The 23,883-nt window shown below is 58.9% G+C and carries 21 protein-coding genes and 1 riboswitch; of the genes, 16 read left to right on the forward strand and 5 right to left on the reverse strand.

From position 1 onward, the window contains the following. Window positions 1–67 precede the first annotated feature (67 nt). The 4 genes from htpX (at window position 68) to purH (ending at window position 5,974) form a co-directional block, all read left to right on the forward strand. Window positions 68–1,033 (forward strand): zinc metalloprotease HtpX, encoded by a 966-nt coding sequence (htpX, locus tag K7A42_RS10010; protein ID WP_045533492.1) that lies wholly within the window; start codon window positions 68–70, stop codon window positions 1,031–1,033. Next, the gene (locus K7A42_RS10015) at window positions 1,030–2,415 is read left to right on the forward strand and encodes an RsmB/NOP family class I SAM-dependent RNA methyltransferase (RefSeq protein ID WP_282455101.1); all 1,386 of its coding nucleotides are present in this window, start codon (window positions 1,030–1,032) and stop codon (window positions 2,413–2,415) included. Before htpX ends, K7A42_RS10015 begins: the two co-directional genes overlap by 4 nt. Window positions 2,416–2,540: 125 nt before the next feature. Continuing rightward, window positions 2,541–4,208, forward strand: a complete 1,668-nt coding sequence (locus K7A42_RS10020; protein ID WP_072495212.1) for a heparinase II/III family protein — start codon at window positions 2,541–2,543, stop codon at window positions 4,206–4,208. 149 nt (window positions 4,209–4,357) lie between these two features. Further along, window positions 4,358–5,974 (forward strand): bifunctional phosphoribosylaminoimidazolecarboxamide formyltransferase/IMP cyclohydrolase, encoded by a 1,617-nt coding sequence (purH, locus tag K7A42_RS10025; RefSeq protein ID WP_006700260.1) that lies wholly within the window; start codon window positions 4,358–4,360, stop codon window positions 5,972–5,974. Window positions 5,975–6,058: 84 nt separating this feature from the next. Here the strand turns inward: purH and K7A42_RS10030 are convergent, their stop codons facing one another. Together K7A42_RS10030 and K7A42_RS10035 are read right to left on the reverse strand one after the other, a co-directional pair. Further along, complete coding sequence (locus K7A42_RS10030) at window positions 6,059–7,591, reverse strand: UxaA family hydrolase (RefSeq protein ID WP_282455102.1); 1,533 nt, start codon at window positions 7,589–7,591, stop codon at window positions 6,059–6,061. Between the two features lie 42 nt (window positions 7,592–7,633). Next, on the reverse strand, window positions 7,634–8,326 hold the full coding sequence (locus K7A42_RS10035; protein WP_004444212.1) for a FadR/GntR family transcriptional regulator: 693 nt from the start codon (window positions 8,324–8,326) through the stop codon (window positions 7,634–7,636). Between the two features lie 254 nt (window positions 8,327–8,580). Between K7A42_RS10035 and K7A42_RS10040 the strand changes: the two genes are divergently transcribed. The 9 genes from K7A42_RS10040 to K7A42_RS10080 all read left to right on the forward strand — a co-directional run bounded on the left by K7A42_RS10040 (window position 8,581) and on the right by K7A42_RS10080 (window position 17,899). Next, window positions 8,581–10,146 carry a sugar ABC transporter ATP-binding protein gene (locus K7A42_RS10040; RefSeq protein WP_282455103.1) on the forward strand — a complete coding sequence of 522 codons (1,566 nt, stop codon included), beginning with the start codon at window positions 8,581–8,583 and terminating at the stop codon, window positions 10,144–10,146. Window positions 10,147–10,154: 8 nt separating this feature from the next. After that, entirely contained in the window at window positions 10,155–11,177 is a 1,023-nt protein-coding gene (locus K7A42_RS10045; RefSeq protein ID WP_278067096.1) for an ABC transporter permease, read from the forward strand. A gap of 75 nt (window positions 11,178–11,252) precedes the next feature. After that, window positions 11,253–12,194 carry an ABC transporter substrate-binding protein gene (locus K7A42_RS10050; protein ID WP_004444202.1) on the forward strand — a complete coding sequence of 314 codons (942 nt, stop codon included), beginning with the start codon at window positions 11,253–11,255 and terminating at the stop codon, window positions 12,192–12,194. A 66-nt stretch (window positions 12,195–12,260) separates the two neighbouring features. After that, complete coding sequence (locus tag K7A42_RS10055; RefSeq protein WP_022557032.1) at window positions 12,261–13,274, forward strand: aldo/keto reductase; 1,014 nt, start codon at window positions 12,261–12,263, stop codon at window positions 13,272–13,274. 4 nt (window positions 13,275–13,278) lie between these two features. After that, window positions 13,279–14,100 carry an amidohydrolase family protein gene (locus K7A42_RS10060; RefSeq protein ID WP_282455104.1) on the forward strand — a complete coding sequence of 274 codons (822 nt, stop codon included), beginning with the start codon at window positions 13,279–13,281 and terminating at the stop codon, window positions 14,098–14,100. A gap of 3 nt (window positions 14,101–14,103) precedes the next feature. Then, window positions 14,104–15,114 carry a zinc-binding alcohol dehydrogenase family protein gene (locus tag K7A42_RS10065; protein WP_282455105.1) on the forward strand — a complete coding sequence of 337 codons (1,011 nt, stop codon included), beginning with the start codon at window positions 14,104–14,106 and terminating at the stop codon, window positions 15,112–15,114. Beyond that, window positions 15,111–16,244, forward strand: coding sequence for a mannitol dehydrogenase family protein (locus K7A42_RS10070; RefSeq protein WP_184288709.1), 1,134 nt, complete (start codon window positions 15,111–15,113; stop codon window positions 16,242–16,244). Before K7A42_RS10065 ends, K7A42_RS10070 begins: the two co-directional genes overlap by 4 nt. A gap of 11 nt (window positions 16,245–16,255) precedes the next feature. Next, on the forward strand, window positions 16,256–16,585 hold the full coding sequence (locus K7A42_RS10075; RefSeq protein ID WP_006700267.1) for an L-rhamnose mutarotase: 330 nt from the start codon (window positions 16,256–16,258) through the stop codon (window positions 16,583–16,585). A gap of 36 nt (window positions 16,586–16,621) precedes the next feature. After that, window positions 16,622–17,899: an L-fuconate dehydratase gene (locus tag K7A42_RS10080; RefSeq protein WP_107340711.1), complete on the forward strand. Its 1,278-nt coding sequence runs from the start codon at window positions 16,622–16,624 to the stop codon at window positions 17,897–17,899. On the opposite strand, the gene cobD is transcribed toward K7A42_RS10080, so the two are convergent. Further along, the gene (gene cobD / locus K7A42_RS10085) at window positions 17,881–18,927 is read right to left on the reverse strand and encodes a threonine-phosphate decarboxylase CobD (protein WP_282455106.1); all 1,047 of its coding nucleotides are present in this window, start codon (window positions 18,925–18,927) and stop codon (window positions 17,881–17,883) included. The two genes, K7A42_RS10080 and cobD, sit on opposite strands and share 19 nt — an antisense overlap. Here cobD and cbiB point away from each other — a divergent pair. Next, window positions 18,926–19,891 (forward strand): adenosylcobinamide-phosphate synthase CbiB, encoded by a 966-nt coding sequence (gene cbiB / locus K7A42_RS10090; protein ID WP_072495204.1) that lies wholly within the window; start codon window positions 18,926–18,928, stop codon window positions 19,889–19,891. The two genes, cobD and cbiB, sit on opposite strands and share 2 nt — an antisense overlap. Here the strand turns inward: cbiB and K7A42_RS10095 are convergent. Both K7A42_RS10095 and cobO read right to left on the reverse strand, forming a co-directional pair. Next, the gene (locus tag K7A42_RS10095) at window positions 19,878–21,335 is read right to left on the reverse strand and encodes a cobyric acid synthase (protein ID WP_282455107.1); all 1,458 of its coding nucleotides are present in this window, start codon (window positions 21,333–21,335) and stop codon (window positions 19,878–19,880) included. The genes cbiB and K7A42_RS10095 overlap by 14 nt on opposite strands. Window position 21,336: 1 nt before the next feature. Further along, window positions 21,337–21,954, reverse strand: coding sequence for a cob(I)yrinic acid a,c-diamide adenosyltransferase (cobO, locus tag K7A42_RS10100; protein ID WP_282455108.1), 618 nt, complete (start codon window positions 21,952–21,954; stop codon window positions 21,337–21,339). 132 nt (window positions 21,955–22,086) lie between these two features. After that, a riboswitch (cobalamin riboswitch) is annotated at window positions 22,087–22,304 on the forward strand. A 117-nt stretch (window positions 22,305–22,421) separates the two neighbouring features. On the opposite strand from cobO, the gene K7A42_RS10105 reads away from it, so the two are divergent. Together K7A42_RS10105 and cobW are read left to right on the forward strand one after the other, a co-directional pair. Continuing rightward, complete coding sequence (locus K7A42_RS10105) at window positions 22,422–22,847, forward strand: DUF1636 family protein (protein ID WP_004444176.1); 426 nt, start codon at window positions 22,422–22,424, stop codon at window positions 22,845–22,847. Next, a complete protein-coding gene (gene cobW, locus K7A42_RS10110) occupies window positions 22,844–23,881 on the forward strand; it encodes a cobalamin biosynthesis protein CobW (RefSeq protein ID WP_153776856.1) in 1,038 nt (345 codons plus the stop codon). Before K7A42_RS10105 ends, cobW begins: the two co-directional genes overlap by 4 nt. Window positions 23,882–23,883: the final 2 nt, after the last annotated feature.

Raw genomic sequence — 23,883 nt, forward strand, 5'->3', positions numbered from 1 at the left:
GGGATTTTTTACACCCCGGAATTATCCGGCGATGAGAATTCCGGCCACGACAGGGAGATTTCAGCGGATGAACATGATGCGCACGGCAATGCTTCTGGCCTTCATGACGGCATTGTTCATGGGCGTCGGTTTTCTGATAGGGGGCAAGGGCGGCATGATGATTGCTCTCGTCATAGCGGCCGGCATGAATCTTTTTTCCTACTGGAATTCAGATAAGATGGTTCTCTCGGCCTATCATGCCCGGGAAATCGATGAGGCGAATGCGCCTGAGTTCTTCCACATGATCCGCGATCTCTCACATAATGCCGGCCTGCCCATGCCGAAGGTCTATATTTATGACAGCCCGCAGCCAAACGCCTTTGCGACGGGAAGGAACCCGCAAAACGCCGCTGTTGCTGCTTCAACGGGTCTGCTGGAGCGTTTGACGCCCGAGGAAGTGGCCGGTGTGATGGCGCATGAACTGGCGCATGTGCAAAACCGGGATACGCTGACAATGACAATTACCGCTACGCTGGCGGGTGCGATTTCCATGCTCGGCAATTTTGCGTTCTTCTTCGGCGGCAATCGGGAAAACAATAATAACCCTCTCGGATTCATCGGCGTCCTGGTTGCGATGATCGTCGCACCGCTTGCCGCAATGCTGGTCCAGATGGCGATCAGCCGAACTCGCGAATATTCCGCCGACCGGCGTGGCGCTGAAATCTGTGGCAATCCTCTCTGGCTTGCATCGGCGTTGCAAAAGATTTCCGGCATGGCGCAGCGTATCCACAATGACGACGCGGAGCGCAATCCTGCAACAGCGCATATGTTCATCATCAACCCGCTCTCGGGTGAACGTATGGACAATCTCTTCTCCACGCACCCGAATACGGAAAACCGGGTGGCGGCGTTGCATGCGATGGCACAGGAGTTTTCCCCGCGAGGATCGACGCCGCCGCCATCGGGTGATAGACCTCAGCGCAAATCGGGTTCGGTTCCCAAGACAGGCTGGGGACGGGGCAATGAGAATGAGCGCAAGGGACCTTGGTCTTGACATCAGATATTCAAAATAGGCCGTCACGGTCCAAAAAACCGAGGTTGGCGCAAGGCAGGGGCCGTGAAGACGGCCCTTCGTCTTTCCAGGACAAACCCGGACTTCCTGCGCGCATAGCTGCCGCCCGCATATTGGCCGCCGTTCTGGAAAAGAAAACCTCGCTGGACGGTATGCTGGACAGCGAAAATGGCAATCCCGTTTATCGCGCGCTGTCGCCCGCGGACAGAGCGCTGGTGAGAGCCATCGTCAATAGCGCGCTTCGTCACCTCCCTCGGATCGAAACGGCGCTGTCAATGCTGCTGGATGGCCCGTTGCCGCAGGGTGCGCGGTCATTGCACCACATTCTCGTCGTTGGCGCGGCTCAGATGCTCTACCTTGATGTCCCTGATCACTCGGCCGTCGATCTCGCTGTCGAGCAGGCGCATCGTGATCCACGCAACAGGCGCTTCGTAAAGCTGGTCAACGCGGTTCTGCGACGGCTGGGTCGTGAGAAGGCCGAAATCGAAAAGGCCGTCGCCGTTGTGTCGGTCCTGCCGGACTGGTTCTACGCAAGGCTGGTCTCGGCCTATGGGCATGAGGTGGCGCAACGCATCTCTCACGCGCAGCTCACACCTTCTTCCATCGACCTCACCGTCAAGGCCGATCCTGCCCTCTGGGCTGAGAAGCTGGGCGGAACCGTCATGCCGAATGGCAGCGTGCGCCTGGGTGAATTTGAAGGCCAGATACCTTCTCTTGAAGGTTTTGCGGAAGGTGCTTGGTGGGTGCAGGATCTTGCAGCCAGCATGCCCGTGCGATTAATGGGGGATATCTCAGGCAAGCGTGTTGCCGATCTCTGCGCCGCTCCGGGCGGCAAGACGGCCCAGCTTGCACTTGCGGGTGCGAAAGTGACGGCGCTGGATCAGTCTGGCAATCGTCTTCGTCGCCTGAGGGAAAATCTCGACCGGCTTGGCCTTCAGGCTGAAACGGTTGAGGTCAATATGTTGAAGTATCAGCCGGAGCAGCTTTTTGACGCCGTTCTACTCGACGCACCCTGCTCTTCAACCGGGACATTGCGCAAACATCCCGATGTTTGCTGGACGAAGGACGAGGCCGATATTGCCAAGCTGGCTGCTTTGCAGGGCCAGATGTTGCGGCACGCGCTGACGCTGGTTGCACCAGGCGGTATCGTGGTGTTTTCCAATTGCTCGCTCGATCCTTCCGAAGGTGAGGCGATGATTGCCGAAGTCCTGGCGGAAAATCCTGATGTAGAACGTGTCGCCGTCCACAGTGAGGATTGGCCGGGAATGGAAGCGGCGATCAACGCCCAGGGTGACCTTCGCACCACGCCCGACATGTTCGGGGGTGTCGATGGGTTTTTTAGCAGTGTCTTGCGTAAGAAGTAGAAAAAAGCCAAGCTTTCGCGAATCATTGGATAATTGTCGATAACGTTCCGGTCATCACGGTTCACTGATAAAAACAAAACATGTGAAACGGGAAACACAGCTTGTTAGGGTCCTTTGCAGGCAGCATGAATGCCGCCGGTCTTCTTTCGCGGATGGCGTATCGCCATCTGTGTGTCGGCCTCACGCCGCTACGTCTGCATGTTTCACGTTTTGCCAATCGTGCGCCGGAGGGGCTTGTTGCGGCACCGACGGATCTTCGGGCAATCGATCCCTATTTTGCCGAGGAGTTGCTGCGCGGCCGTATCGCGCTTGCCGGCCGTGTCATGGAAACCGGTGGCCACTCGCCTTTTCAGGTGGAATATCCTTCGCTTGTTTTTGAAGAGCGGCTGCACGCGTTTAGCTGGCTGCGCCACATCCGTTCCGACAGATCGAGCGAGGCATGCAGGAAGGCCCGCCGTATCGTCGCCGAATGGATGGCCATCCATGGCAAAAAGCTTGCGGGGGTTGCGTGGGCTCCGGAAATCGCGGCGCAGAGATTGATCGCCTGGCTTTCCCACTCGCCCGTGGTCCTATACGAAGCAGATGCGGGGTTTTATCGCCGGTTTCTGAAAAGCCTGGTCTTTCACGTGCGTTACCTCGAGAAAATCGTCAGGCACGCGCCGGATGGGGAGGTGAGACTGCGGATCAGGATCGCGCTTGCCATGGCTTCTATCGCCATGCCCACCCGGATGTCGCGGATCGCGCGGCACGGAATGAAGCTGGCTCAGGAAATGGAGCGGCAAATCCTGCCCGATGGCGGGCATGTGTCCCGCAATCCGCGCGTGATGCTGGATCTGCTGCTCGACCTTTTGCCCCTTCGACAAAGCTATATCAATCTCGGCCATGACCTGCCCTCCGGGCTGGTTCCTGCGATAGACCGCATGTTTCCGGCGATACGGTTTTTTCGGCACCAGGGCGGCGATCTCGCCTTGTTCAACGGCGCGACGGCCACGCTCGCCAATGAGCTTGTTTCGGTGCTCCGTTATGATGAGACAGCGGGCCGGCCTTCCAAGGTGTTGCCGGATGTGAATTATCACCGCCTTGCCGCGGGCGAGACGGTGGTTATCGTAGATACGGGCTATCCTGGCTCGGCCGAGCTTTCACGTAACGCGCATTCGGGCTGCCTCTCTTTCGAGATGTCATGCGGAAAAAACCGCTTCATCGTCAATTCCGGGTTTCCGCGAAACGCGGCGCCTGAATATCAACGGGCTAGCCGGTCGACCGCTGCTCATTCCACCGTCACGCTCGCCGACACGTCTTCATGCAGACTGTCGCGGTCCAGATTGCTCGGACCGATCATGGTTTCCGGTGTCAGCCAGGTCGATAGCCGGCGCGAAACGGGCGCAAACGGCAATGATGTCCTGTGGGCGGCGCATGACGGATATCTTCACAACTTCGGCTGTTATCACGAACGGGAGATAGAGCTGAATGCCGCTGGCACCAAGATAAAGGGTCGTGACCTGCTGAGGGCCGATCACAATGCCGCAAACGCGCAGACCCAGTCGGTCTCGGCGGTTTCGCGTTTCCACATCCACCCCCATATCCAGCTGCACCAGCGGGATGATGAGTCAATTTATCTTGAGGCCGCGGACGGAACCACTTGGTTGCTGACGGCACCGGGGTTGGAGCTTTTCGTGACCGAGGACGTGTTCATGGCCGATGCGTCCGGCATGCGGCCATCGCAGCAGATCGAGCTACCGTTCAATCTCGCCAATACGCGGGAGATTCGTTGGCTTATTGAGCGTCAGGCCTGAGCCTTTCCCCCTGGAATTCGGCAAAAATACCCTAGTTTTTATCCTTCGACGTCCCCGCTGTTTATTCTTGCGGTAAGCTGTGTTAACGCGGCGGCAATTGCTGGAAAACCCGTTCCAGCCTGTCCTCCCCGTTTAACGGAGTATATTCGATGGCCGTCGTATCCAAAAAAATTCCCGCTCCCGACAAGGTCAAAATTCGCACGGCGCTGCTCTCCGTGTCCGACAAGACCGACATTATCGAGCTGGCGACAGTTCTGTCCAAACTCGGCGTCAAGCTGCTCTCGACGGGCGGAACGGCAAAGGCTATTGCCGATGCGGGTCTGCCGGTGACGGATGTCTCCGAGGTCACCAATTTTCCCGAGATCATGGATGGCCGCGTCAAGACCCTGCATCCCAACGTCCATGGTGGGCTTCTGGCAATCCGGGATGATGCCGAACATGTGGATGCGATGAAGGCTCACGGTATTGAGGCCATCGATCTTTCTGTCATCAATCTTTATCCGTTCGAGGACGTTCGCGCCAAGGGCGGCGATTATCCGACCACGGTGGAAAACATTGATATTGGTGGTCCGGCCATGATCCGGGCATCGGCGAAGAATCATGCCTATGTGACCGTGGTGACCGATCCGTCCGATTATCCTGATCTGGTTGAAGCCCTGCAGGCCGATGACGGACAGACAAGCTATGCGCTGCGCCAGCGCTTCGCCGCCAAGGCCTATGCCCGCACGGCTGCTTATGACGCAATGATTTCCAACTGGTTTGCCGAGGCGCTCGCTATCGAAACCCCTGACTACCGCGCCATTGGCGGCGTGCTGAAGGAAAAGATGCGTTATGGCGAAAACCCGCACCAGAGCGCCGGTTTTTATCTGACCGGAGAAAAGCGGCCTGGCGTGGCAACAGCGACGCTTCTTCAGGGCAAGCAACTGTCCTACAATAATATCAACGACACCGACGCCGCCTACGAACTGGTTGCGGAGTTCCTGCCGGAAAATGCGCCGGCCGTTGCAATCATCAAGCACGCCAATCCCTGTGGCGTCGCGACCGGTCCGACGCTTGCAGAAGCCTACCGGCGAGCGCTGGCATGCGATTCCGTCTCGGCCTTCGGTGGCGTCATCGCTCTCAACCGCACGCTTGATGCGGAAACGGCGGAGGAGATCGTCAAGCTTTTCACTGAAGTCATCATCGCACCTGATGTTACAGAAGAAGCAAAATCGATCATTGCCCGCAAACCTAACCTGCGACTTCTGGCAGCCGGCGGCCTGCCTGACCCGCGCGCGGCCGGCATTACCGCAAAGACGGTTTCGGGCGGCCTTCTGGTCCAAAGTCGCGATAATGGCATGGTCGAAGATCTGGATCTCAAGGTCGTCACCAAGCGCGCGCCGACGGCGCAGGAACTTGAAGACATGAAGTTTGCCTTCAAGATCGCCAAGCACGTGAAATCCAACGCCGTCATCTACGCCAAGGACGGCCAGACAGCGGGTATCGGCGCCGGCCAGATGAGCCGTGTCGACTCAGCCCGTATCGCGGCTCAGAAGGCCGAAGATGCCGCCAGGGCTCTCGGTCTGGCTGAACCGCTGACCCGTGGCTCTGCCGTCGCTTCGGAAGCCTTTTACCCCTTTGCCGATGGCCTGCTTGCGGCGATTGCCGCTGGCGCGACTGCCGTTATTCAGCCCGGCGGTTCCATGCGCGATCAGGAAGTGATCGACGCTGCCAATGAGCACGATGTTGCGATGGTCTTTACTGGCATGCGTCACTTCCGCCATTAAGCGCAATATGATCAGAAATGAACAAGGCCCGAAGAATCGCTCTTCGGGCCTTTTTTGTTTCACGTGGGACAGTGGCGTGAGGGCTCAGGTCACTGCGCCGACCTGCCAGGGCACGAATTCATTATCGCCATAGTCGTAGATCTCGCTGACAGTCTTGTTGCCGGAGGCCACCGCTATGATGTGTTCGAAAATTCTTTCGCCGGATTCTTCGATTGTTTCGTTCCCGGTAACGATCTCGCCGCAGTTCAAATCCATATCTTCCTTCATGTGTTCATACATTTCGGAATTTGTGGCGATCTTGATGCATGGCGCAGGCTTGAAGCCGGAAACCGAGCCGCGGCCGGTGGTGAAACAGATGACGTTACAGCCGCCGGCAACCTGCCCTGTCACGGCGACAGGGTCGTAACCGGGTGTGTCCATGAAGACGAAACCCTGCTCCGTTACTGTCTCCGCAAATTCGTACACCGCCTTCAACGGCATGGATCCGCCCTTGGCGACCGCGCCCAGCGATTTCTCCAGAATGGTTGTCAGGCCGCCAAGCTTGTTGCCGTGAGAGGGGTTGTTGTTGAGTTCATCGCCGTTACGAGCCGTATAATCCCGCCACCAGTCGATACGCTGCAAAAGCTTTTCGGCGACGGCAGGGGTGATGGCGCGCTTGGTCAAAAGATGTTCGGCGCCGTAAATCTCCGGCGTTTCGGAGAGAACTGTGGTGCCGCCATTGCGGACGATGAGGTCGGAGGCATATCCGAGGGCCGGGTTGGCGGAAATGCCGGAGTATCCGTCGGAACCGCCGCATTCCAGCGCCACTTTCAGCTTTGAAAGAGGCTGTTCAGTACGGCGTGCGGCATTGACCATCGGCAGCATGGCCTTAATCTCGGCAATTGCCGCGTCGATCGTTTTGCGGGTGCCGCCATGCTGCTGGATTGTCATGGTGCGCAGCCGGTCGCCCTCCTCCATCTTGTAATGTTCGAGGATAGGCGCGATCTGGTTGGTCTCACAGCCCAAGCCGATCAACAGGATGCCACCAAAATTAGGATGGCGGGCATAGCCCTGGATGGTGCGGATCAGCAGACGGTAGCCTTCCGATTTTGTATTCAGCGCGCAGCCCCCGCCGTGGGTCAGCGCCACGACGCCATCGACGTTGTCGAAACCATCAAGGCCGCCCTGCTTGTTGAAATAATCGGCGATATAGCGCGACACGGTGGCGGAACAGTTCACAGAAGCGATGACGCCGATATAGTTTCTCGTTCCGACACCGCCGAGGCCACGGTCATATCCCATGAAGGTACGGCGCTCGGCTTGCGGCACCATGCCCTTCTCCTCAATGTCGACGCTGAACTGATGCGCGTGTTCGGAAGGCACCATGGCAAGATTGTGCAGGTGCACGTGCCGACCAGGTTCGATGTCCTGGGTGGCAATGCCAATCACCTGCCCGTATTTCAGCACCTCATCTCCGGATCTGATGAATTTAAGGGCCACTTTGTGCCCGCGCCCAATCAATTCGAGCGCCGCCAGATCGCCCCTGCCCGTCGCGCCGCCCGCCGGGATGGACCGACGCGCCACCGCAACGTTGTCGTTGGCGTTCAGCAAAATGGTTGCCTCGGAATTCTCACTCACGGATGTTCCTCCTCCCGGTATATTGTCTGCTATGTTCCTGAATCAGTTTTCGACCCAGCGTCTCTTAGAACCTTCCAGATGGGTATGCATGGCGGCCTGCGCCAACAGCGGGTCTTTCAGTTCAAGCGCGGCGAGAATGGCCTCATGTTCCTGAAGAGCATGGGTCCAGGTATCGCGGTCTTCAAACTTCACGCGGAGCTGGGCCGAAATGGGGCTATGGCGCTCATCGAAAAGGTTGGCCACCATTCGGGCTAAAACGCTGTTACCGGATTGCTCGGCTATTGTGACGTGAAACAGCCGGTCCTGATCCAGCGGCTTGCGACCGGCCTCTATTTCCCTCTGCATGGTATTGAGTATCTGGCGCAGGGTCGCGATCGCTTCATCGGTCATCCGGCTTGCCGCCAGCACGATGGTGGCACCCTCCAATGCGGCGCGCGCCTGCATCAGTTCGGAGGGGCTGTCGCCAAGCGATTTGGTGTGGTGGGTCGTCTGCAGCGCTTCCGCCGAAACATAGACGCCGGAACCCATACGAATTTCCACTGTGTTGTCGATCTCAAGCGCAATCAGGGCCTCGCGCAACGAAGGCCTCGATACACCGAGCTTCTGAGCCAGTTCCCGCTCAGCGGGAAGCCGCGTACCGGGCAGGAATTCACCCAGATCGATGAGTTCGCGTATCTGGTCCGCAATCTGCTGATAAAGCCTGCGCGGCTCCGCTATTTTGGCCTGACCACTCATGAGTTTTACGACAAGTCCTGTCTGAAGTTCATATTTGGCCTTACCGTAGCGCCAAGCGTATCAATACGCAAGAAATTACTTAAATACTTGAAATTAAACGTTTTTTACCGAAGAAGTTTAGATATGAAATTTTCGCTATGAGTCCGGATTCGCAAATTGTCAGCTAATTGGCTTGACCATTTAAAAAAACCGGCCTAACCATTTGACCTGTTCATGACCCCGGTGGAGCGGGGATACGGGTGGGAGGTTTCCAGATGTCGCAGGGCGCATCGACAATTCGGGGCGAGTACTCGCCTGAGGAGATGGCGCGCGCGGAGCGTTCGGCCCTTCTGCGTCTCGAAAATATCAGCAAGGAATTCCCGGGCGTCAAAGCCTTGTCGAATGTGCATTTCGATCTGCGCGGCGGCGAGGTGCATGCTGTCTGTGGTGAGAACGGGGCGGGAAAATCGACGCTGATGAAAATCATCAGCGGTGTGTACCAGCCAAGTGATGGCACCATCCTGCACAAGGGCGTGAAGGTGCAATACGCCTCCCCGCTCGAGTCCGAAGCTGCCGGCATCGCCATCATCCACCAGGAACTTAATCTCGTTCCGCATCTTTCTGTCGCCGAAAACATCTATCTTGCGCGAGAACCGCGTCGCGGTTTCCTGGTTGACCGCAAGAAGCTGCGCCTCGATGCCAAGCGCTGTCTCGACCGGCTGGGTGTCGATATCGATCCGGATCAGATCGTCCGTGGTCTCTCTGTCGCCCAATGCCAGATGGTGGAAATCGCCAAGGCGCTCTCTCTTGATGCTGAAGTGCTCATCATGGATGAGCCGACCTCTTCTCTGACGGAGCAGGAAACCCGCCTTCTCTTCAAGGTCATCAGAGACCTCAAGGCTTCCGGCGTCGGTATCGTCTATATTTCTCACCGTCTCGACGAAATGGCCGAGATCGTCGATCGTGTGACGGTCTTGCGCGACGGACGTTATATTTCGACCGACGACTTCGCCTCCATCACCGTTGATGACATCGTCACGCGTATGGTCGGGCGTTCGCTGGAGGATAAATTCCCCGAGCGCACGTCGCGCCCGACGGACGATATCATCTTCTCCGTCGATGGGCTGACCCGCAACGGCGTGTTCAGCGATGTCAGTTTTTCGCTTCGGCGTGGCGAAATCCTGGGTTTTGCCGGCCTTATGGGCGCAGGTCGAACGGAAGTCGCGCGGGCGATTTTTGGGGCGGACCCGCTCGATGCCGGCAAGATCACCTTCAATGGGCGCGAGCTTTCGATCAGCTCACCGCAGGATGCGATTGAAGAAGGCATCGCCTATCTCTCGGAAGACCGGAAAAGCGACGGCCTCGCCATCAAGATGTCGGTAGCGGCCAATACGACGCTCGCCAATCTCGGCGAACTTTCCAACCGTTTTGGGCTGATCGACTTCAGGAAACACGACGAGGTCACCAAGCGATACGTCGACCTCTTGAATATCCGCACGCCTTCCATCGAGCAGACCGTGCGCCTGCTATCGGGGGGGAATCAGCAAAAGATCATCATCGGCAAGTGGTTGTTCCGCCAATCCCGTATCCTGTTCTTCGATGAGCCTACACGTGGCATCGATGTCGGTGCGAAATTCGCGATCTACAAGATCATGGATGAGCTGGCCGCTCAGGGCATCGGCGTCATTCTCATCAGTTCGGAGCTGCCGGAAATTCTGGGGCTGACGGACCGCATCGCGGTTTTCCACCAGGGCCGGATTACGGGCGTGCTCGAAACCGTCAAGACCAATCAGGAAGAAATCATGCGGTATGCGTCCGGTTACGGCCGGGCCGCGCAGTGAGGAACGACATGGCCAATATTGCAGAACCCAAAAAGGGCTTCGCTGTCAGCGATCGCCAGAAGGACATCATCCAGAAATTTGCCGCGCTCGGCAGCCTGTTCGCCCTTGTCGCGGTGTTCTCCGCCACCAGCAGCGCCTTTTTTACCGTCAATAACGGCATGACGATCGCGTTGCAGGTCACGTCCATCGCTCTGCTCGGCATTGGCGCCACCTGTGTCATCATCACCGGCGGCATCGACCTTTCCGTCGGTTCGGTGCTGGCTCTTGCAGGGGTTGTTGCCGCTCTTGCGGTGAAGGAACTCGGCATGCCGGTGCCGGTCGGCATGTTGCTCGGCATTCTGACGGGTGCGCTCTGCGGGCTGATCAACGGGCTGCTGGTCACGCGCTTCAAGCTGCCGCCCTTCATCGCCACGCTCGGCATGATGCTGATTGCCCGCGGTGTGGCATTGCAGATCACCGGTGCGCGCGCCGTGTCCGGCCTCGGCGAATCCTTCGGCGAACTTGGCAACGGCGCCCTTTTCCGCATCGTCAATATCGGTGATGACGGCTTTCCGAATGTCGTATTTCCAGGCATCCCCTACCCTGTCATCCTGATGGTGGTGATTGCGCTTGCGGTGTCCTTCATGCTCAACCGCTCGATCCTCGGCCGCCACATATACGCCGTGGGCTCCAATGCAGACGCCGCACGTCTTTCCGGCGTCAACGTCGCCCGCGTCACTAACTTCACATACATCCTCTCCGGTACGCTTGCTGGGTTGACGGGGTGCGTTTTGATGTCGCGCCTCGTTACCGCCCAGCCTAACGAAGGTGTGATGTATGAGCTGGATGCCATTGCCAGCGCGGTTATCGGCGGCACATCGCTGATCGGCGGCGTGGGCACGATTTCAGGCACGGCCATCGGCGCCTTCGTCATCGGTATCCTGCGCAACGGTCTTAATATGAATGGCGTCTCTGCCTTCACGCAACAGATCATCATCGGCCTCGTCATTCTGGTCACCGTCTGGATCGACCAGTTGCGCAACCGCCGCTGATCAAAGGGCTGCGGACCCTTTCCGCAAAAAAGATCGGCAGGGGAGGCCCGGTATGCCGACATCACGGAGGAAGAAATGAAGAAAATTGCGACTGCCCTTCTGACATCCGCAATCGCGCTGTGGAGCGTTTCCACCGTGCAGGCCGGTGAAATCGCCGTCATCGTCAAGACCGTCAATTCGACCTTCTGGCAGAACGTCCAGAAGGGCGCCGATGCGGCCATGAAGAATTCTTCAGGCAACACCATGACCTTCCAGGGTCCGGCTGCGGAATCGGCCATTGCCGACCAGGTTAACATGGTTGAGAACGCCATCAACCGTAAGGTCGCCGGCATCGTGCTTGCACCTTCCGATCCGGACGCGCTGGTGCCTGCTGTCAAGAAGGCCTGGGAAGCCCGTATCCCCGTCGTTCTCATCGACTCGCAGCTCGCCAAGGGCTCTGAGCAATATTACCAGTCGTTCCTCGCGACCGATAACAAGAAAGCCGGCGAACTGGCAGCGCAGGCGCTGATCGACAAGGTGGGCAAGGAAGGCAAGATCGCCGTCATGTCCTATGTCGCCGGGGCTGGTTCTGAAATCGGCCGCGTCGGCGGTTTCACCGATTACATCCAGATGAACTCAAACCTGAAGATCGTCGGCCCGTTCTACTCGCAGTCGCAGATGGCGACCGCGCTGAACCAGACGACCGACGTTCTGGCCGCCAATTCGGACCTGAAGGGCATTTTCGGCGCCAATGAGCCGACGGCCATCGGCGTTGGCCGTGCGCTCGCCCAGTCCGGCAAGGCCGGCAAGGTCGTCGCCATCGGCTTCGACGGCAACCAGGATCTGCAGAACTTCGTGAAGGACGGCACGCTCGCCGGAATCGTGGTTCAGGGCTCCTATCAGATGGGTGAAAAGGGCGTCGAAACCGTCACCAAGCTCATCAACAAGGAAAAGGTCGAGAAGTTCGTCGACACCGGCGTCGTTGTTGTCACCAAGGACAATATCGAAAAGCCGGAAGCAAAGAACGTTCTTTACTGATCAAGCGATGACGCGCCGCTTCACCGGCGGCGCGTCTTTCCAAAGGCAAGCTGGAAAGTCTCCGCAATGAAAGTCTCCGATACACGTAAATTGCCGCGCCGCGCCGTCGACGTTACCGTCATGGGTCTCGGTTGCGCCCAGATGGGCAATCTCTACCGCGTTACGCCCTATGAAGAGTCCAAGGGTGCGTTTGACAAGGCATGGGAAAGCGGCATGCGTTATTTCGATACCGCGCCGTTTTATGGATATACGCGGTCGGAGCGTCGCCTGGGGACCATGGTGACGGAGCATGACCGGAGCGAATATTCGCTGAGCACCAAGGTCGGTCGCGTTATGGTTCCCGATGAGACCGTTGGCCCCGAAGAGGATGCCTATATTGCGCCGCTACCCTTCCGCCCGTTCTATGATTATTCCTATGATGGCATTCTACGCTCTTTCGAGGCCAGCCAGCAGAGGCTCGGCGTTCTGAAGCCGGATATTCTTTATGTGCACGATATCGGCTCCTACACCCATGGCGAAAAGCACCAGCATTACTGGGAGCAGCTGACCGCTGGCGGCGGCTTCCGGGCGCTTGGCAAGCTGCGCGAGGAAGGTTCAACTGGCGCTATCGGCCTTGGCGTCAACGAGTGGGAAATTGTCAACGACGCCATGGATGTCTTTGACATCGACGTCGCCATGCTTGCCGGCCGCTATACGCTGCTGGAGCAGCAGAGCCTTGCTTTCATGAACCGCTGCGCCGAAAGCGGTGTCGGCATCGTTGTCGCCGGTGCTTTCAATTCCGGCATTCTCGCGGGCAACCGCAAATTCAATTATGCCGATGCGCCTGCCGATATCCTTACGCGGGTTGATGCGCTGCAGGGTGTCTGCGAAGAAGTCGGTGTGTCGCTGCAGGCGGCTGCATTGCAATTTCCGCTGGCCCATCCGGCTTCGGTCACCGTCGTCTCGGGCGCGCGGAATGCGCAGCAGCTCGCTTCCAATATCGAATGGTTCGAACAATCTATTCCGGATGAGTTCTGGGCGGAACTGCACAGACGCGGTCTGATCGCCGAAGGTGCGCCGGTGCCGGGCGGAAAGGCCTGAGGCAATGCTTATCGACGCCCACCAGCATTTCTGGTTAATGAAGGACCGTGCCGGCCAGTGGCCGCCGCCGTCGCTCGCCGCCATCTACCGGGATTTTCTTCCAGCGGATCTATCGCCATTGCTGGCCGCGGCCGGAATTTCCGGCACCGTGCTGGTTCAGACGATGGAGACGGCTGCCGATACGGATTTCATGCTGGCGCTGGCGGAAGAAACAGATTTCATCAAAGGTGTGGTCGGCTGGGTGGACATGAAGTCTCCCGATGCTGCAACGGAAATCGCCCGCCGGGCAAAACATCGGGCGTTCAAAGCCGTGCGCCCGATGCTGCAGGGCATGGAAGACGTGGCATGGATCGATGATCCGCTGCTCGATCCCGCCGTGGCGGCGTTGGTGAACCACGGCCTGGCGTTCGATGCGCTGGTCCTGCCACCCAATCTGCCGCATCTCCTCGCCTTTGCCCGGCGTCACCCGCAATTGCCTGTCGTCATCGACCATGGTGCCAAGCCGCTGATTGCGACCGGCCACTACAGCGCCTGGCGCAAGGATATGGGCGCTTTGGCGGCACTTCCCAATGTCCATTGCAAGCTCTCCGGCCTCCTGACCGAGCGCGGCGATCAGCGACCGGAAGCAGTGCGGCCCTATGCCGAGACGATTCTGGAGTTGTTCGGCGCAGACCGGGTGATTTTCGGCAGCGACTGGCCGGTTTTGCGACTGGCGGGCGATTATCAGGAATGGCTGGGCTTCTGTCGCGATATCGTGCCGGCAGCGGACCATGCGGCAGTCTTCGGCGGTAACGCCATTCGTTTTTACTCCCTTTCCCACAGGTGATCCATGCTGGCGATTTTCTGCGACACTCCCGGTCAACTCAGCGCCAAGGATCTGCCTAAACCTGTGCGTGGCGAAGGTGAGGTGCTGGTGCGCGTCCGTCGCATCGGGGTTTGCGGTACGGATCTCCACATCTTCACCGGCAATCAGCCTTACCTCTCTTATCCGCGGATCATGGGCCATGAGCTCTCCGGTACGGTTGAAGAGGCGCCGCAGGGCAGCCATCTGTCCGCCGGCGACGTTGTTACCATCATTCCGTATATTTCTTGCGGAAAATGCAGCGCCTGCCTGAAGGGCAAGAGCAATTGCTGCCGCAATATCGGCGTGCTCGGCGTTCATCGTGATGGCGGCATGGTGGAATATCTGAACGTGCCGCAGCAATTCGTGTTGAAGGCTGAAGGGCTGAGCCTCGACCAGGCGGCGATGACCGAATTTCTGGCTATCGGCGCGCATGCGGTGCGCCGTGGCAATGTCGAGAAAGGACAGAAGGTTCTGATCGTCGGCGCCGGACCGATCGGCATGGCGGTAGCGGTTTTCGCGGTTCTCGATGGCGGCGAAGTCACGATGATCGATGGCCGCACCGACCGGCTGGATTTCTGCAAGGAGCATCTCGGCGTCGCCCATACAGTGACGCTTGGGGACGGCGACAAAGATCGTCTTTCCGAGATTACCAACGGTGATTTCTTCGATGCGGTCTTCGATGCCACCGGTAATCCTAAAGCCATGGAGCGCGGCTTTTCCTTCGTCGGCCATGGCGGTTCGTATGTGCTTGTTTCCATCGTCGCGAGCGATATCAGCTTCAACGATCCGGAGTTCCACAAACGTGAAACGACACTGCTCGGCAGCCGAAATGCGACGCCGGAGGATTTCGAACGCGTGTTGCAGGCATTGCGGGAAGGGAAAGTACCTGAGGCGCTGATTACGCACCGTATGACGCTTGCCGACGTGCCATCGCAGTTCGCAGGGCTGACCGATCCGAAAGCCGGAGTCATCAAAGGCATGGTGGAGGTCGCATGACGCCCGAGACGCCCATCCTGCAATTCGGTACCAGCCGCTTTCTTCTGGCGCATGCGGACCTCTTTGTCTCGCAAGCGCTGGAAAAGGACGAGGCTATCGGTCGCATCGCGATTGTCCAGACAACCGGCAATGCGGAAAGCCTGAAGCGTGTCGCGGCGCTGAATAGTGGCGCGCCCTACCCCGTGCGCATTCGCGGCATCCGTGACGGCCGGAACGTGGATGAGGAAATTGAGGGCAAGGCTGTCGCGCGGGCCCTGACCTCGGCAACTGAATGGGCCGAAGTACGCCGCCTCGCCTGCGAAGCTGCTGTCATCTTGTCCAATACCGGAGACCGCGGTTATGAGCTTGATTCTGCGGATGGCGCAGATCTCGCGGCGGATTTTACGGCCGTCCCGAGGAGCTTTCCGGCGAAACTCTGCATTTTGCTGCTCGAACGTTTTCAGCGCAATCCGGAAGCGCCCGTGTCCATCTTTCCTTGTGAACTTGTGCCGCGTAATGGCGAAAAGCTGAAAGAGGTCATTCGCCGGCTTGCCGATGAATGGCAATTGCCGGCGGGTTTTGCCTTTTACCTGAACGAAAAGTGCCGTTTCGCTAATAGCCTGGTCGATCGCATCGTTTCCGAGCCTATCGATCCGGTAGGTGCAGTGGCGGAGCCTTACGCGCTCTGGGCGATCGAAAAGCAGGAAGGGCTTGTCCTGCCCTGCACTCACCCTGCCGTGGTGCTGACGGACGATCTCGATCACTATGAAAAGCTGAAGCTTTTCCTGCTCAATCTCGGCCATTCCTATCTGGCGGAACGCTGGCTGCAGGATGCGCGGGCGAAGGACGAGACGGTGCGCCAGGCAATGGACGACAGTGCACTCGTCGCGGATCTGGAAACGTTATGGCGCGACGAGGTTCTGCCGCTCTTTATTGCTGAAGGCATGGGAAATGATGCGCAGGCCTATATCGGCGTGCTGCGGGAGCGTTTGCGCAATCCCTTCCTTGCCCATCGACTGGCCGATATCGCCGGTAATCACGATGAGAAGAAGCGCCGACGCTTTGCTCCGGTCATTGCCGCAGCGGACCGGCTGGGATTGAGCCTGCCGCAATCAAAGCTGCGCGCGGCGCTTGCCACCATCAGAAAGTAACGGAGTTTTTTATGCAGCGTATGGGAATGGTCATAGGCGTCAAGCCGGAGATGATCGCGGAGTATAAAAGGCTGCATGCCGCCGTCTGGCCGGAAGTTCTGGCGCTGATCAGCGATTGCAATATCCGTAACTACACGATTTTCCTGCGGGAGCCGGAAAACCTGCTGTTTGGCTATTGGGAGTATCATGGCACCGATTTCAGCGCCGATATGGCGAAGATGGCGGCAAGCCCCAAGAACCAGGAATGGTGGTCTTTTACCATTCCCTGCCAGAAACCGCTCGAAACCCGCAGGGACGGCGAGTGGTGGGCTATGATGGAAGAAACCTTCCACCACGACTGAACGATTTCCATAGGCACTGACCGCGAGTAAACGGCCATGACAAAAATTACTGATCTGCGTGTTTTCGACCTGCGCTTCCCCACATCCCAGAGCCTGGACGGCTCCGATGCGATGAACCCCGATCCGGATTATTCGGCGGCTTATGTCATTCTCGACACGGATGAGCCGGGGCTTAAAGGCCACGGCCTGACCTTCACCATCGGCCGGGGCAACGATATTTGCTGCATGGCCATCGAAGCGATGCGTCACCTCGTCGTCGGCACCGATCTTGCCACGGTCACCGAGAACCCCGGCAAATATTGGCGGCATCTGACCAGCGACAGCCAGCTGCGCTGGATCGGCCCCGACAAGGGTGCGATGCATCTCGCCACCGGCGCCGTTGTCAACGCAGTGTGGGATTTGCTGGCCAAGAAAGCCGGTAAGCCGGTGTGGCAGCTGGTGGCTGATATGAGCGCCGAAGAAATCGCCGATATCGTTGATTACCGTTATCTCACTGACGTGCTGACCCGGGACGAGGCGCTCGCAATTCTCAAGAAAGCCGAAAGCGGCAAAAAGGAACGCATCGAGACGCTGAAGAGCGAAGGTTACGCCTGCTATACGACCTCTGCAGGCTGGCTCGGTTATGACGACGACAAGCTGCGCCGTCTTTGCCAGGAAGCCATCGATGCCGGTTTCAACCATGTGAAGATGAAGGTTGGACGTGATCTGGAGGATGACATTCGCCGTCTCACCATTGCCCGCGAGGTGATCGGCCCCGATCGTTATCTGATGATCGATGCCAATCAGGTGTGGGAAGTGGACCAGGCAATCGAGTGGGTGAATAAGCTCGCCTTTTCCAAGCCCTTCTTCATCGAAGAACCGACCAGCCCGGATGATGTCGCCGGCCATCGCAAGATTCGCGCAGCCATTGGTTCCGTGAAGGTGGCGACGGGCGAAATGTGCCAGAACCGCATCATGTTCAAGCAGTTCATCGCTGAAGGCGCGATCGATGTGGTGCAGATCGACAGCTGCCGTATGGGTGGCCTCAACGAAGTGCTGGCGGTGCTGCTGATTGCCGCCAAATACAATCTGCCGGTCTGGCCGCATGCTGGCGGCGTCGGGCTTTGCGAATATGTGCAGCACCTGTCGATGATCGACTATCTGGTGGTTTCAGGCACCAAGGAAGGTCGCGTCATCGAATATGTGGATCACCTACACGAGCATTTCATCGAGCCCTGCGATATCAGAAACGCCGCTTATATGCCGCCGAAACTGCCGGGTTTCTCCATCGAAATGAAGCCGGAGTCGATTGAAACCTACACTTTCGAGGGATGATCGAAAGAGAGCAGCGCCGCTTGAAGGCGCTGCCACTCAGCGTCGTTACCCGGAAGGCCGAAACGGATGTCGTCCGGCCTTTCATCGAAAATGCGCACGAGTATTCCGAGACGGCCGAGATGGTCGAACAGGGCCTTGGCACGCTCGTCCCGCACCAGTGTGAACAGAGGCGTGCCGCCAACCCCGTTCAGACCCGCTTTTTCCAAAAGGCAATTCATGCGCCGTGCTTCATCCGCGAGACGCAGCCGCATCGCAGATTGCCACGTTCCATCCGCCAAGGCTTCCGTTGCAATGTGCAGCGCCGGGCCGGAAACCGCCCATGGGCCGAGCCTCGCCTCCAACCCCGCAGCGATATCAGGGTGCGCAATTGCAAAACCAAGCCGGATTCCCGCCAGGCCATAAAATTTGCCGAAGGAACGAAGGACGACCAGAGCATGCCGATCAACGCTATCCGCAAGGCTCTCGGCGCCTCCTGTTTCGATGAAGGCTTCATCCACCACCAGCAGGCCGCCGTTTCGATGCATTGAATCGGCGAGCCGCAAAAGAGTTTCGCGATCGATGATACGTCCGTCGGGGTTGTTGGGATTGACCACCACCACGTAGTCGTGAGCGATCAGGTCGCTGACATGCTCCACTTCCCTCATGGTCAGCCCGGCCATGCGTGCGGTGCGGGCATGTTCCGCGTAGGCAGGTGACAGCACCGCGCCGCTCTTGGCGCCCCGGGCAAGTGCGGTTTGAGCCAGCAGCGGCATGAGCATCTGGGTGCCGGGCGATAGCGTGACATGTCGGGCGGAGGGTGCGCCAAAATGGAGTGCGGCCAGCCGTTTCAGATAGTCGGCCGTCTCGGGCTCCGGCAGGCGAGCGAATGCGCTGGCGGGAATGGCAGAATACGGATAGGGATGCGGGTTGATTCCGGTCGAAAGGTCGATCCACGGTTCAGACGCGTCTGGAAACATCAGGCGCGCTCTGCCGAGATTGCCGCCGTGGCGGATCGCAGCCTGTGCCATTTCTGATATTGTCTCGCCCATGTTCCTCGCTCTCGCTTTCCTGTCGCTCGTGATCGAACGCCTGACCGGTTATCCGGACTGGCTGTTCAAACATATCGGCCATCCTGTCACCTGGGTCGGTTCGCTTATCGCGCTGCTGGACCAAAAATGGAACCGGGGCAGCGCGTCATTTTCACGGCGCAAGGCCGCGGGTGTTGTGGCGCTGGTTGTTTTTGTCGGGCTGACGGTGATCCTTGCATGGTTTGCGCAATCTGTTCTGCTTTTCCTGCCCTTCGGACTTCTGGCGGTCGCCATCCTCGGTGCTTCGCTTCCGGCACAGAAAAGTCTGGAGCAGCATGTGGAGGCGGTTGCGACTGCGCTGGAGCGTGAAGGAGTTGAGGGTGGCCGCAAGGCTGTCTCGATGATCGTCGGCCGCGACCCGCAAAAGCTGGATGAGGCGGCGATCTGCCGGGCGGCGATCGAAAGTCTCGCCGAGAACTTTTCCGATGGCATCGTCGCCCCTGCCGTCTGGATGGGGCTTCTGGGCCTGCCAGGTGGCGCGGCTTATAAGGCGGTCAATACGGCCGACAGCATGATCGGTCATCGTTCGCCTCGCCATGAAGCGTTCGGCTGGGCTTCGGCCCGGCTTGACGATCTCATCAATCTGCCCGCTTCGAGATTGAGCGGCAGCCTGTTTGTCGTCGCCGCATTTTTTGTCGAGGGCGCGTCGCCAAAAGCGGCCATTGCCGCGATCCGTCGCGATGCGCGCCACCACCGCTCTCCCAATGCAGGCTGGCCGGAGGCGGCGCTGGCCGGCGCGCTGGGTTTTGCGCTTGCCGGACCGCGTTCTTACGGCGGACAGATGATCGAAGCGCGTTTCATGGGGGACGGCGGAAGGTCTGCGCTGGTCGCCGGCGATATTCGCACGGCGTTGCGGCTGGCACGGATTGCGGACCTGTTGCTGATCGGCCTATTCGGGCTTCTGGCGATCCTTATCGCGCTATAGCCAGCAGACCGTCGAGATCGAGGTGCTGTTCCATATGCGCAGCCAGACGGTCGAGAACCGCATCCACCTGCGCATCATAGTTCAGGTCGGTGCCGCACCCGCCGAGACGCTCCAACCATGCGCCGCGCTGGCTATCATGAGCAAAAAGGCCATGAATATAGGTGCCGAAGACACGGCCGTCGGGTGAGATGCTTCCATCGTAATGGCCGTCGATCGTCGAAAACGCCAGATTGCCTGCTGCTCCCGTGGTTTCCCCGACATGCATTTCGTAGCCGGATAAACCAACACCATCAAAGCTCACGCCTTGAACGGAAACGAGTCGCTTGTCACCCGTCAAAACCGTGTCGACATCAAGCAGACCGAGCCCGTCGACAGTCGCAGGTGGTCCCTCGATACCGTCAGGATCCGCAACGGTTTTTCCGAGCATCTGGTAGCCACCGCAAAGGCCGAGAACGTAGCCGCCGCGGCGCACATGCGCCTTTATGTCGATGTCCAGACCCGCATCTTTCAGCACGGCGAGATCGGCAATGGTGGATTTCGAACCGCACAGCAAAACCAGCCGGCAATCGGCGGGAATGGTCTCGCCCGGCCGCACGCGGATCAGTTCCACGTCCGGCTCCATGTCCAGAGGGTCGAGATCATCGAAATTGGAAATGTGCGGCAGGATCGGCACGGCGATGCGGATCTTTGCGCCGGGTTTTCGCTCAGCCGGGCCGGAAAGACCGAGCGCGTCTTCAGCCGGCAGTTTCGTGGCATCGGAGAAATGTGGCAGAAGGCCTATCGAGGCCCAGCCTGTCCTTTTCTGAATCATCCGCATGCCGTCCGAAAACAACGCGGGATCACCGCGAAAGCGGTTGACGATGAAACCTTCGATCATCGCCGCATCGTCAGGTTCGAGGACGGCTTTGGTACCGACAAGGCTGGCGATGACGCCGCCGCGGTCAATATCGCCGATGAGGATCACAGGCGCGTCAGCAGCTCTCGCAAACCCCATATTGGCGATATCATTGGCACGCAGATTGATTTCGGATGCGCTGCCCGCCCCCTCCACCAGCACCAGATCGGCCTGTTGTTTCAGGCGGTTGAAGCTATCCAGCACGCGCGGCATCAACCCGGCTTTCAGGTGCTGGTAATCGGCTGCCCTGGCATTGCCGGCGATTTTGCCCTGAACCACCACCTGTGCCCCGGTCTCGCTCTGCGGTTTCAGAAGAACCGGATTCATGTGGACAGAGAGGGGTACGCCAGCGGCCCGCGCCTGCAGCGCCTGTGCTCGGCCGATCTCGCCGCCGTCGGCGGTAACGGCCGCATTATTCGACATGTTCTGTGGTTTGAACGGCATGACGGACAGGCCGCGCCTGACGAAGGCGCGGGCTAGACCGGCCACCATCAGCGATTTGCCGACATCCGAGCCGGTTCCCTGAAACATCAGAACCCGTGCGGCCATGTCAGAATTCTATCCCTGGCTGTGCTTTCACGCCCGCCTTGAAATGATGTTTTACCAGCGTCATCTCCGTCACCATGTCGGCGGCGTCTATCAGCGGTTGCTTGGCATTGCGGCCGGTGACGATGATGTGCAGATCGGGCCGGCGGCTGGCCAGCGCCGTCACGACCTCATCAAGCGGCAGGTAATCATAACGCAATGCGATATTCAGTTCGTCGAGTATCAGCAGGCCGATCGTCTGGTCAGCCATCAGTGTCACGGCTTCTTCCCACGCCTTCGCGGCAGCGGCAACATCGCGCTTCAGATCCTGCGTATCCCAGGTGAAGCCTTCACCCATGGTACGCCACACCACCTTGTCACCGAACAGAGCCAGCGCCTGCTGTTCGCCGGTCGACCATGCACCCTTGATGAATTGCACGACGCCGACCCTGCGCCCGATGCCGAGCATACGCAACGCAAGGCCGAAGGCGGCCGTGGACTTGCCCTTGCCGGGGCCGGTATTGATCATCAGTAGACCTTTTTCGATGGTCTTTGCCGCGACTTCGGCATCCTGCACCGTCTTGCGGTTGACCATTTTCTGCCGATGGCGCTCGGCTTCGTTGTCGCTGATGTCGCGTGTCATCGCATATTCCTTCTTCACTCCAGCAGCCGGGAACTTATCCCTGCCCTTCGGAGCGGCGACTATACCCAATTTGCCGCACCCGGCAATGCGCGAGCCACGGGGGGCGGCATTGACCCCAAAGCCCGTTCGGCCTAAGGGTAAGGAACTGACGGTCTTTCCCCGGCAACGGGAAAAGCTAAGAGGGAACACGGTTCCACCCTGAAACGGGTCATTCCGTGGCTGCCCCCGCAACTGTAAGCGGCAAGCCCGCACCGTAAAGCCACTGGACCAGAGAGACGGTTCGGGAAGGCGGTGTCCGGGCGCTCATCGAGCCGCAAGCCAGGAGACCTGCCGCTTCAGGAAAAACGTCTACCGGGCGGGGTGCTCCGGTCAGTCGATAACGTCGAACAGCCGGTCTGTGCCTGTGCGCATACCGTTTTCGATATCCGCACCCCGAAGAATTTGACTTGGCGCGGGAACGATACGGTTTGGATATTTCAGCGACATCTTCATTTGCTGGTGGAAACGCGCAGGATGAAACGGCGTCCGGTGTGGTCGTTTTCGTTTGCCGAAGCTGTCGCGACGAAGCTGATCCCAGCGCCGAGCCACGTGCCGGTTCACGTCTTGCCGAGGCCGTCACCGCAGAGGCGGAAGCGTCCGGCATCGCGGTCCGTTCCGTCAATTGTCTCGCCAACTGCAAACGTGGCCTCAGTGCCGTGCTGCGCAGCGCCAATGGCTGGTCCTATGTGTTTGGTGGGCTGACACCCGACGATGCAGGGGACCTGCTGACCGGCGCGCGGCTTCTTTCTGCGTCTTCAGATGGCCTGATGCCCTGGCGCGGCCGCCCCGAACCATTAAAGCGCGGCATGGTGGCGCGCATTCCCCCATTCGATTTTACCGAGGAGAGATCATGAGCAACCATCTGGACCGCGTTCCCTGCACCATCGTCACCGGTTTTCTAGGGGCGGGAAAAACGACGCTGTTGCGGGGTCTTCTGGAAAAGCTGGACGGCAAGCGGCTCGCAATCATCGTCAATGAATTCGGCGATATCGGTATCGACGGCGAAATCCTGAAAGGCTGCGGCATTGAAAGCTGCCCCGAAGAAAACATCGTCGAACTGGCCAACGGCTGTATCTGCTGCACGGTGGCTGACGATTTCCAGCCCGCGATCGAACAAATTCTCAGCCGCCAGCCGAAGGTGGAGCATATCCTGATCGAGACCTCTGGTCTTGCCCTGCCTAAGCCGCTGGTCCAGGCTTTCCAATGGCCGGCCATCAAGAGCCGCGTGACCGTGGACGCCGTCGTGGCCGTGGTGGATGGCGCCGCCCTTGCTGAAGGAAAGGTCGCGCACGACATGGAGGCGCTCGCTGCTCAGCGGGCCAATGACGAGGCGCTTGATCACGATGATCCGGTTGAGGAAGTTTTCGAGGACCAGGTCGCCTGCGCCGATCTCATCGTTCTCACCAAGGCCGATCTCCTTGATGAAGCCGGCCTCGACAAGGCGAGGGCGCATGTGCTCGAACATCTGCCGAAGGCGGCGAAGATCGTTGTGGCCGCCAATGGCGCCATCGACCCCGCCGTGCTGATCGGTCTTGGTCTTGCCGTTGAAGAGGATATCGAAAACCGCCGCACCCACCATGACGGTGAACTCGACCATGAACACGACGATTTCGACAGCTTCGTCATCGACCTGCCGGCCGTGGCCGATCCGGAAGCACTGGCGGCGCGCATTGCCGAAACGGCTGCGGCTGAAAACGTCCTGCGCATCAAGGGCTTTGTCGAAGTTTCCGCCAAGCCCATGCGTCTGCAGGTGCAGGCGGTCGGAAGCCGGGTCAATCATTATTACGACCGCCCCTGGGCAGCGGGCGAGCAGCGCCGCAGCCGACTGGTCATTATCGGCGAAAAGGGCATCAATCGCGAAAAGATCGAACAGATGCTGGCCGCCTGACG

Source organism: Agrobacterium sp. InxBP2, assembly GCF_026191755.1.
Lineage (GTDB): Bacteria > Pseudomonadota > Alphaproteobacteria > Rhizobiales > Rhizobiaceae > Agrobacterium > Agrobacterium pusense.

Bases quoted from the DNA above. Each gene is read 5' to 3' on its own strand.
- K7A42_RS10060 (WP_282455104.1), top strand. From the start codon at position 13,279: ATGCTTATCGACGCCCACCAGCATTTCTGGTTAATGAAGGACCGTGCC.
- htpX (WP_045533492.1), top strand. From the start codon at position 68: ATGAACATGATGCGCACGGCAATGCTTCTGGCCTTCATGACGGCATTG.
- cobO (WP_282455108.1), bottom strand. From the start codon at position 21,954: ATGACACGCGACATCAGCGACAACGAAGCCGAGCGCCATCGGCAGAAA.
- K7A42_RS10070 (WP_184288709.1), top strand. From the start codon at position 15,111: ATGACGCCCGAGACGCCCATCCTGCAATTCGGTACCAGCCGCTTTCTT.
- cobD (WP_282455106.1), bottom strand. From the start codon at position 18,927: ATGGGCGAGACAATATCAGAAATGGCACAGGCTGCGATCCGCCACGGC.
- K7A42_RS10075 (WP_006700267.1), top strand. From the start codon at position 16,256: ATGCAGCGTATGGGAATGGTCATAGGCGTCAAGCCGGAGATGATCGCG.
- K7A42_RS10035 (WP_004444212.1), bottom strand. From the start codon at position 8,326: ATGAGTGGTCAGGCCAAAATAGCGGAGCCGCGCAGGCTTTATCAGCAG.
- purH (WP_006700260.1), top strand. From the start codon at position 4,358: ATGGCCGTCGTATCCAAAAAAATTCCCGCTCCCGACAAGGTCAAAATT.
- K7A42_RS10065 (WP_282455105.1), top strand. From the start codon at position 14,104: ATGCTGGCGATTTTCTGCGACACTCCCGGTCAACTCAGCGCCAAGGAT.
- K7A42_RS10055 (WP_022557032.1), top strand. From the start codon at position 12,261: ATGAAAGTCTCCGATACACGTAAATTGCCGCGCCGCGCCGTCGACGTT.
- K7A42_RS10080 (WP_107340711.1), top strand. From the start codon at position 16,622: ATGACAAAAATTACTGATCTGCGTGTTTTCGACCTGCGCTTCCCCACA.
- K7A42_RS10045 (WP_278067096.1), top strand. From the start codon at position 10,155: ATGGCCAATATTGCAGAACCCAAAAAGGGCTTCGCTGTCAGCGATCGC.
- K7A42_RS10020 (WP_072495212.1), top strand. From the start codon at position 2,541: ATGAATGCCGCCGGTCTTCTTTCGCGGATGGCGTATCGCCATCTGTGT.
- K7A42_RS10050 (WP_004444202.1), top strand. From the start codon at position 11,253: ATGAAGAAAATTGCGACTGCCCTTCTGACATCCGCAATCGCGCTGTGG.
- cbiB (WP_072495204.1), top strand. From the start codon at position 18,926: ATGTTCCTCGCTCTCGCTTTCCTGTCGCTCGTGATCGAACGCCTGACC.
- K7A42_RS10095 (WP_282455107.1), bottom strand. From the start codon at position 21,335: ATGGCCGCACGGGTTCTGATGTTTCAGGGAACCGGCTCGGATGTCGGC.
- K7A42_RS10040 (WP_282455103.1), top strand. From the start codon at position 8,581: ATGTCGCAGGGCGCATCGACAATTCGGGGCGAGTACTCGCCTGAGGAG.
- cobW (WP_153776856.1), top strand. From the start codon at position 22,844: ATGAGCAACCATCTGGACCGCGTTCCCTGCACCATCGTCACCGGTTTT.